General features: G+C 37.0%; 7 protein-coding genes. 1 reads left to right on the forward strand and 6 read right to left on the reverse strand.

What is annotated here, in order from left to right:
* Window positions 1-189: 189 nt before the first annotated feature.
* From P9B04_RS09755 to P9B04_RS09770, 4 genes are all read right to left on the reverse strand, one after another.
* Entirely contained in the window at window positions 190-1,995 is a 1,806-nt protein-coding gene (locus tag P9B04_RS09755; RefSeq protein ID WP_342054797.1) for a mechanosensitive ion channel family protein, read from the reverse strand.
* Window positions 1,996-2,200: 205 nt separating this feature from the next.
* Complete coding sequence (locus P9B04_RS09760; protein ID WP_446717986.1) at window positions 2,201-2,794, reverse strand: TolB family protein; 594 nt, start codon at window positions 2,792-2,794, stop codon at window positions 2,201-2,203.
* Complete coding sequence (gene pedR, locus P9B04_RS09765; protein WP_342054798.1) at window positions 2,745-3,017, reverse strand: photosynthetic electron transport-dependent transcriptional regulator PedR; 273 nt, start codon at window positions 3,015-3,017, stop codon at window positions 2,745-2,747. Before pedR ends, P9B04_RS09760 begins: the two co-directional genes overlap by 50 nt.
* Before the next feature lie 179 nt (window positions 3,018-3,196).
* Window positions 3,197-4,837: an amidase family protein gene (locus P9B04_RS09770; RefSeq protein ID WP_342054799.1), complete on the reverse strand. Its 1,641-nt coding sequence runs from the start codon at window positions 4,835-4,837 to the stop codon at window positions 3,197-3,199.
* Window positions 4,838-5,001: 164 nt separating this feature from the next.
* Between P9B04_RS09770 and P9B04_RS09775 the strand changes: the two genes are divergently transcribed.
* Complete coding sequence (locus P9B04_RS09775; protein WP_342054800.1) at window positions 5,002-6,861, forward strand: mechanosensitive ion channel family protein; 1,860 nt, start codon at window positions 5,002-5,004, stop codon at window positions 6,859-6,861.
* A 5-nt stretch (window positions 6,862-6,866) separates the two neighbouring features.
* Here P9B04_RS09775 and P9B04_RS09780 read toward each other — a convergent pair whose 3' ends face one another.
* Together P9B04_RS09780 and P9B04_RS09785 are read right to left on the reverse strand one after the other, a co-directional pair.
* Window positions 6,867-7,817 carry an aldo/keto reductase gene (locus tag P9B04_RS09780; RefSeq protein WP_342054801.1) on the reverse strand — a complete coding sequence of 317 codons (951 nt, stop codon included), beginning with the start codon at window positions 7,815-7,817 and terminating at the stop codon, window positions 6,867-6,869.
* Window positions 7,818-7,830: 13 nt separating this feature from the next.
* A complete protein-coding gene (locus tag P9B04_RS09785; protein WP_342054802.1) occupies window positions 7,831-8,427 on the reverse strand; it encodes a heme-binding protein in 597 nt (198 codons plus the stop codon).
* Window positions 8,428-8,693: the final 266 nt, after the last annotated feature.

Consider the following 8,693-nt stretch of genomic DNA (forward strand, 5'->3'; position numbering starts at 1 on the left):
TTTGGCCTAAGTTTTCGCAGCGAGTGACCCCTGGCTTTTTGAGAAGATACCATAACCTTGAGTTCGGTGTTAGGAGTTCGGTGTTAGGAGTTCGGAGTTTTTTGTTGAGTCTTATTTTAGGAAATAATAGGTGTTTGAGACTACTAATTTTTGCAAGTTCTGTATAAATTTGCCTATGTTGAAAAATTGTTATTTTTCTGATTGATCATGATTATTTTTTGGGGAGAAATTTCCTAGAGATTCAATGCGAAACCCCGGCGCTTTATAATCTGAGGGAAGATAATTTTCAGGAATGGTGATTTGGTGTCCATCTCTAATAGCTGAATAATGAGGTGAGAGAATTTCAATATCTGCTTCATTACATTTATCTTGAATACTTTGATGAAGTTTTGAATAGGTTAATCCCATTTTTTCAGGGATATTGGTGAACGCTTTTAAAGTATACGCAACGTAAAAGTCATCTAAACTGGTTTGTAGCACAAAAGGTTCTGGATCTTCTAAAATTTCCTCGGTATCTTTAGCCGCATTAATTAGGGTTTCGTGTACTTTTCGCCAAGGAACATCGTAACCTAATGTAATCGTTGTCTTTAAAATCAACGGTTGTTGTTGGTCTCGAATCGAAGCTGTATAATTTGTAATATCGCTCACAAGAAGGGTTGCATTAGGAATAGTAATTACCTCGTTATCGGGTGTCATAATTCGTGTTGTTAACATACTTTTTTCAAGTACACGACCGGTTTTCTCGTTAGCAGTAATCACGTCTCCTACCTGGAATGAGCGCGTGTAAATAAGAACAATTCCACTGACAATATTACCAACAATAGCTGTTGAACCTAGAGTAAATAAAGCTCCAACAAAAATAGAAATCCCTTGAAATCCAGCGGAATTAGAAGCAGGTAAGTAGGGAAAAATTAGAACCCCTGCTAATCCAATAATGAAAAATATTGTCAGGTTATACGTCGGTGCTGACCACTCTGGATAGAAACCATTAATCTGAATTCTCTCTTCTCCAACAGCATTGAAAAAAATGCGAGCAAACTGCATAGAATAATAAGCAATGATGCCAATAACTGCAATAATAAATAGGTTAGGTAAGTAAGAAACAATACCACTAATAACTAAATTAATTGCTCCCCAAAAATTACTTAATAATTTGATTCCAATAGGTTGAGTCCAGGGGAAATAACTTAATACTAGAGGAAGATAGATGTAGAAAACTAAGAAAACTAAAAAGATGCGGACAACTGTGAAAAGAAAGGAGATAAATTGAGCAACTTGGCGACCGGATATAAACTGTAATCCTTGAAATTCAACTGCTTCGAGTCTTTGTCTTTGCCAAGTTCGCAGACGATTGAATATAGAAGGTAACCCCTTATTTAATAGTAATAAAGTAATAATGGCAACAATTGTAGCGATAACTGCTTTAATAGCTCCCCAGAAAATTGATTGTTTGGTTCTGGATTGTCGATATTCAATAATGGCATTTACTATTTGTTCACGACGCTCATTGACTAATTCTGAAAGAGGTAAATTTTCTGCCTCTGCATCTTCTTCTCCGAAAGTTGTAATAACAATATCTTCAGCTTGAATAAGCTCTAATTCTTTGAGGTTAACAATTTGAATTTGTTCAGGTAAAATAGCTGAATTTTGGGCTACTTTTTCCAGTCTCTGCATTGCTGTTTTCGCCCGTGCTTCTGGAGAAAGCTCACCTAGAGAACTTTTAACAGTAAAAATTATTTTTCCATCTACTAAAACATCGGCTTCTTCAAATTCTTCTTGATTTTCTTCTGCTTCTTCTGCTGTCTTTTGCTCTCCCTCTTGGGATTCTTCAGAAGACTGAGCCACTATAATAGATGATGAAGAATTTGTGGCATAAATTGAATTTTTAAATCCAAGGGGTTGTGAATTAATGTTGGGAGTAATAATAACTGTTAAAAAATAGACTATCAGACCAAAAACGGTTATCCTAATATATTTATTGTGTAGTTTAAGCATGGGTAAATCTTCACTTATATCTAGATGCTAAGATTATTTTACTCACATTTCTTGTGAAAAGCCTGGATTCAATATTTTTTGTTATTATACTGATTAATTCCAGCCATTACCATTCTATTGTTTAACCAATTTTCTTCGGCTAATTTATTTTTTAGATTGAGTCATGATCTGTCATAGAACCTCAGAATATTATGACTGAAGATACTTATAATTTATTATTTGACTGGGAAGGAAGAGATAAAGGAGTATTTAAACTCCGATCATAAATAATAATATCCCATTGCCCCGAACGATTAGATTCAAAGGCAACTAAACGGCCATCACCGCTAATTGTTGGCTGCCGCACTTCTCCTAATATATTCTTAGTAATATTATTAGCCCGTAAGGTTTGGCGATCGTAAACAAAAATATCTTGTTTTCCGTCTTGTTCGGAAACATAAACAATATAGCGTCCGTCTGCACTAATATCTGGTTGATCCTGTACACTTCCTGGCTGGTTTAGTCCAGGTAATGGCAACAGACGGTTACTAACCCTATCGTATAGCCAGACACTGCGCTTTCCTTGACGACTAGAAGCAAATACTAGATATTTGCCTTCATAAGAAAAACGGGGATGTTGCTCAGAAAATCGTGTATTTAAGGTACCTCCTAGTGTTTGGGTTGGGGGAGTAATGAATCCTGGACTACTACAACCAGCTAAACAAATAAAAACAAGATTACTTAGAACTCTGACGTAACCCTTAAATTTTCTATGATGCAACTTCGCTATCGGAGGGAAGGACACAGCAATTAACATCATCGAGGCAAACTTTACCCCACTGCAACCCCCAACGCACTAACTCTACACGATTCTCTGTTTTTGTTTTGGTCAAAATGTTGCTGATATGATTATCGACGGTGCGCTTGCTAATCTCCAGTTTTTGGGCGATTTCTAGATTAGTTAAACCAGTTGAAACGAGGTCTAGAATTTGCATTTCTCGGCCAGACAGAGACACCGGGTTTTGAAACTTGGCACTGGTCATAGGTATATATTGTGGTAGTACATTTACTTATGGGTTCTTCTTATTGTAGTGGATAGTTGATGGTTAAGGGGGATAACTTTGCATTTTGCAAATTATTGAGCTGCGATGGAATTGGTTGGTAATATAAAGGGATGAAAACCGATACTATCTTTTATAAGTTACCTCCTACTATTCTTTCCTTAATAATCAATCGTTTCTCCCGATAAGCTAGGGGTAGAAGCAGGGGAACTCCTAAACTGAGTAGCTTGTTCGTAAGCGTAAGCAAATCCTAATAAGGTGGGTTCGCTATAGCTTAAACCGAAGAAAGTTAAGCCAACAGGGAGTCCTTCCTTCGTAAAACCCATGGGAACTGAAATCCCCGGAAAACCCGAAACATTGGCCAAGTATCCTGGTGTGTAGGGATCATCGATGTCACATTTATAGGTGGGATCGTTGTTGATGGTATAAATAGGACTGGCAGGACACCTCATGGTAGGGAAGATCATCCCATCTATGTTCTGGGATTCCATAATAGAAGTGAGAATATTACGCACCGATGGAAACTCGTATTGAGTAATATAGAGATAACGAGAATCTGCTAGTCCTCTGTGATCTAAGGATGCTTGCGCTCCTCGAATACGTCCAGGATTTAAAGGATTTGTCGATTGAGCAATGGCTTTAGATAAGGCTAAGGTGATCAACCGCTTCAAACTTTTAGGGACAGAACCAGTTAAAGTCTGTAAATAATTTTCCAGTTGGGGTTCAAACTCAGCTTCTGTAACTTCTTCCATCAATGGCCAGAGATTTTCTAATTTTTTGGGTAAGTCGACTATCACAACCTCCGCCCCCAATTCTTTGAGCTTATTAACGGCTTGTTGGGTCAAAGCGTCAACCTCCTCATTTCCGCCATTAAAGTCGATAACAGCCCCGATTTTAGCTCCTTGCAGAGCCTTTTTGTCAAGAAATTGCGTGTAATCTTGGTAGGATTTCCCTTGACTGTCTAAAGTACGGGGATCGTTCCCATCCACTCCAGCCATGATTCCTAATGCGATGGCCCCATCTCTGACTGTCTTGGTCATGGGTCCTGCGGAGTCAAAAGAGAGGGTGAGAGGCACAATGCCATCCCGACTGACTAGCCCTTGAGTTGGCTTAATGCCTACGATTCCAGCTACGGAGGCCGGCCCGCGAATAGAACCAGAGGTATCTGTCCCCGTGGCTAAAACTGCAAAACTAGCTGCGATCGCAGCTCCACTTCCTCCACTGGAGCCGGAGGGATTACGAGTTAGTTTGTAAGGGTTCAAGGTTAAACCACCTAAAGAACTATAGCCTAACCAACCGTAAGACTCAGCAAATTCGCTCATATTCGCTTTAGCAAGGATAATGGCTCCTGCATCGCGCAGTTTTTTGATGGTAAAGGCATCATCGGGGGGTAAAGAGTTATTTAAGAGGATAGAACCTGCTGTGGTGGGGATATTTTTGGTGTTGTAGTTATCTTTGACGATAATGGGAATGCCGTGTAAGGGGCCTCGTGAACCGATTTTTCTACGTTCGGAGTCTAGGGCGATCGCTTCAGCAATAGCATTGGGGTTGAGGGAGATGATCGCATTAATTTTCGGCCCCTGGTCTTCGTAGGTTTCGATCCGTTTGAGATAGAGTTTCACCAGTTGTTCGGAAGTGATTGCACCTTTATCTAAAGCTTGGTTAACTTCTGTCAGTGTTGTTTCTGTTAGACGTAGCGTTTCGGCAAAACTGGTGAGAGGAAAAAGACTGAAACTGACAATGGACAGATAAGCAAAGGTTTCTTTGATGAGTTTTCCTAGCCTTAAATTTTTTTGATTCATTTCCCAACATCTGACTATTTTGTGACTACTTAACCTAAAATAATTAAGGAATAAACTGCACTCTTATTGTACCCTTATTAATGAATTTTTACTTAACCAATTCAATGATCTACTTATTAAGAAAATTATTCACGCCTCAATCACATCGTTTTTTTTCTTTAATATTGTCTATCATAATTGGCTTAGTTACTTGTTTATTCTGTATTGGTTTGTCCCCCATAACCCTAGGGCAAGCTCCTAATATCTCTCCTAGTCCTAATCCTGAGGAAAGCGAAAATATTTTACCGTCTCCCAGTCTTTCTCCTCTTAACAATCCTGAGAATTCTCCGTTAAAACAGGCTGAAAAAGATCCCGAAATTCAAGAGTTAATGGAACGCTTTAATATCGAAGTGGAAGCCGCCATTAAACTTAAGGATAAAAAGAGTGAATTAGATGCTCTTGGCTTATTTAGTTTATCATCAGGACAATTAGGTAATCTTCAATATCAAGCTATTAAACTCGATGGTCGTATTGTTATGCCTGTTGCTACTAGTATTGACGAGGATAATAATCTTTTAAGACTTAGAGTTAAAACTATTGAAAATACACTAGATGAAATTGTTAAAAGAAACATCAATCCCCATGATATTGATGTTTACCCTTCTATTCTCAATAGGGAAACTGTTTTAGTAATTTCTCCAAAAACTGAATTAGAAATAGTTGAAACTGAAATAAAACAAACGTGGTTAGTCTTGACTGTTACATCGGCAGATTCTCGGCTTTATGGTATTCCTATTCCTGTTTTGGCAAAAATTAGTTCTAGTGTTGTTCATGAGGCTTTGGAGGAAGCATGGCAAGCACGTCAACCCCATTCTCTCTTAAGACAAGGAGTCATTTCTTTTGGTATTTTAATTTTAATGATAACAGCTAGTTGGCTATTACTAGCATCCCAAAAATACTTAGTTCCCAGGAAGAAGCATAAAATATCTATGTTTTGGAATCGGAAATTATTGTTGGTCGGTCATGCAATAATTTGGTTCCCTGGTATGGGTTTTATTTTGAGAGATTTTCCTGATTCTTATGAAATAGGTCGTTGGTTGTTGGAAAATACTTTTACAGTTTCTGCATCGATTATTTCTTTTTTGTTAATTAGTCGTATTTTGGATATATTCGTTAAATTTGGAGAAGCTCAAGAAAAATTAAAATCAATCCCTATTCGAGTTTTTGTCCAGCTTTTCTATATTTTAGTTGCCAGTTTATTTATCTTAATTATTATTGCTAATTCTATTAATCAACCTCTCACCAATATCCTTGCTACAGTAGGTGCTGGCAGTGCGATTTTGATGCTTATTTTTAAAGATTCTATTATGGGATTTACTGCGGGGTTACAGTTAGCAGCTAATCGGATGATAGCTCTAGGAGATTGGATTGAAATGCCGAAATACGGGGCCGATGGCTTTGTAGATGAAGTTAATTTATTTACAGTAAAAGTTCTTAATTGGGATAATACCATTACGTCAATTCCTACTTATGCTTTGATTTCTGATTCCTTTAAAAATTGGCGCATCATGTTTGAATCTGGAGGTCGAAAAATTCAACGTGCGGTTTACATTGATATGACTTCTATTAAATTTTGCGATCAAGAAATGTTAGAAGAGTTTTCAACCATGAAATACATTGGAGAAGACATTAAACAACATTTGAGTAATAATAATCCGGAACCTATCAATGAAAAGTTTTTAACTAATATTGGGGTCTTTCGTGCCTATGTAATGGCTTATTTAGAGGCACATCCTAAAGTTAGTTCCGGTCCCTATTTTTTAGTACGTCAATTACATCCTACTGCACAAGGTTTACCTATAGAAGTTTATGTTTATTGTAATGATACAGCTTGGTCCCATTATGAAGAAATACAGTCAGGGATTTTTGATCATGTTCTTTGTGTGATCCCTCAGTTCCATTTAAGGGTCTTTCAAAGTCCTTCTAGCTACGATTTGAATGCCATCAGGATGAGGGATGATTCAACAGAAACCAGTTTAGATTGATGATTTTAGCTCCAGATACTTTCTACAGTATAACTACTATTAGGAAGGGCAAAAAATGAACCATCAACATAACGATAATTGCGATTAAGAGTTTTAATTTGCTCCATATCTTCTGCGTCTAAACTAATATTTTGTGCTTCAAAATTTTGCTTAATTCTTTCAGTAGAAACGGACTTAGGAATAACAACAGTTCCTCTTTCTATTGCCCATTGAATTAAAATTTGTGCTGTGGTGACTTGATACTTTTGGGCTATTTTTTTAATGACTTCATTTTCTAACAAAATTGGTTCATCTTCTTGCTTAATGGAATCAGGACGATCTTTTGAACCCAAAGGAGAATAAGCTGTTAATGCTATGTCATTACTTTGACAGTAAGTTAATAGTTTATCTTGTTGTAAATAAGGATGACATTCTACTTGATTCATCGTAGGTTTAATGTTTCCATTAGAAATAATATTTTGTATTTTTTTGATACTGAAGTTAGAAACTCCAATATTTTTAACTAACCCTTCATTAACAGTTTGTTCCATTCCGTACCATGTTTCCAGCAGTGGAACTTCCGATAAAGATACTAAACCAGAAGCATCTTCCGGAAAGTTGACCTCGGGTTTAAAAGCTACGGGCCAGTGAATAAGATATAGGTCAAGATAATCTAGTTGTAAGTCTTGTAAGGTTTGTTTTAAAGCAGGAACAACATCATTTTTATAATGTCGATTATTCCATAATTTGGAAGTAATAAAAACATCCTCTCGTTTAACAACATTTTCCGCAAAAGACTCTGTTAAACCTTCTCCAACTTCCTTTTCATTACCATAGATAGCTGCACAATCAATATGTTTGTAACCAACCTTTAAAGCAGATTTAACCGCACTTTTAACCTCTCCTGGTTTTGATTTCCAGGTTCCTAGTCCAAACTGAGGAATGGTATTTCCGTTATTCAATGTCAAACTTTTCATCTGTAATTAACCTTTATTGAGTCACAGGAATTTGAATTTCACTACGTTTAGTAGCATCTGGTTTGTAGGGACCATCATAGAATAAACGACGAGGTTGACCCACCATTTGATAAGAGGGATTTTTTAGTAACCAATTTTTCAGTTTTTCTACCCCTTGCTGATAACTTTCGTAGGAATAACCCCCCTGTAATCCTAAGCTTACCACTGTCATAGCAGGAATGTCTTCGACTGTAATATTATCAGCAATTTCTTGAGGATAAATATCTGTATTACGATACAAAAAAGAAACTGTTGCTTCCCCTGTTTTCTCATTGCTTTCTAGGGTACTCAAAGGATAACGAGTTTCCACTGGTGCTGTCATGGAAATGTTATTGTTACTAATGTGTTGAAATAAGGAAGAAAAGGCCTGATTTCCTGCTTCAGAAAGATTTCCAGAATAATTATAAGTAGCAGCGCGATAGGCAGGATATTGCTTAATTTCTATCTTATCAGGGTCTGTTGGGGTGGGAAAACCAGCCGGTAATGGCGCACTATTGGCCTGGTAGATACCAAAGGCTAACCAAGCGATCGCTATAATACCTAATGGTAAAAATAAATATTGAGGTTTCATAAGCAAAATATCAATTATTATTGATCAACTGTAACATAAGTATACTTCGATAAGCTCAGGAAAAAGACTACTTATTACAGTTGAGAAGAGTCAGTTACTATCTACTAAAACAGTTAACAATGAAGATTAAAAATTTGTTCTTAAGTATCATCTCAATCAGTCTCTTGCTAATTAACGGTTGTGCTAGTAATGAAGTTAGCAATCTTGGGAATATATAGCATTTCCCATACTCATGAGGTACACTGGGAGGAAACTATTTAATGCGA

The organism is Crocosphaera sp. Alani8, from assembly GCF_038442745.1.
In the GTDB taxonomy this organism is placed as follows: domain Bacteria; phylum Cyanobacteriota; class Cyanobacteriia; order Cyanobacteriales; family Microcystaceae; genus Crocosphaera.

Excerpts from the sequence above, each read along its gene's own strand:
- P9B04_RS09755 (WP_342054797.1), bottom strand. The coding sequence starts at position 1,995 with ATGCTTAAACTACACAATAAATATATTAGGATAACCGTTTTTGGTCTG.
- P9B04_RS09760 (WP_446717986.1), bottom strand. The coding sequence starts at position 2,794 with ATGATGTTAATTGCTGTGTCCTTCCCTCCGATAGCGAAGTTGCATCAT.
- pedR (WP_342054798.1), bottom strand. The coding sequence starts at position 3,017 with ATGACCAGTGCCAAGTTTCAAAACCCGGTGTCTCTGTCTGGCCGAGAA.
- P9B04_RS09770 (WP_342054799.1), bottom strand. The coding sequence starts at position 4,837 with ATGAATCAAAAAAATTTAAGGCTAGGAAAACTCATCAAAGAAACCTTT.
- P9B04_RS09780 (WP_342054801.1), bottom strand. The coding sequence starts at position 7,817 with ATGAAAAGTTTGACATTGAATAACGGAAATACCATTCCTCAGTTTGGA.
- P9B04_RS09785 (WP_342054802.1), bottom strand. The coding sequence starts at position 8,427 with ATGAAACCTCAATATTTATTTTTACCATTAGGTATTATAGCGATCGCT.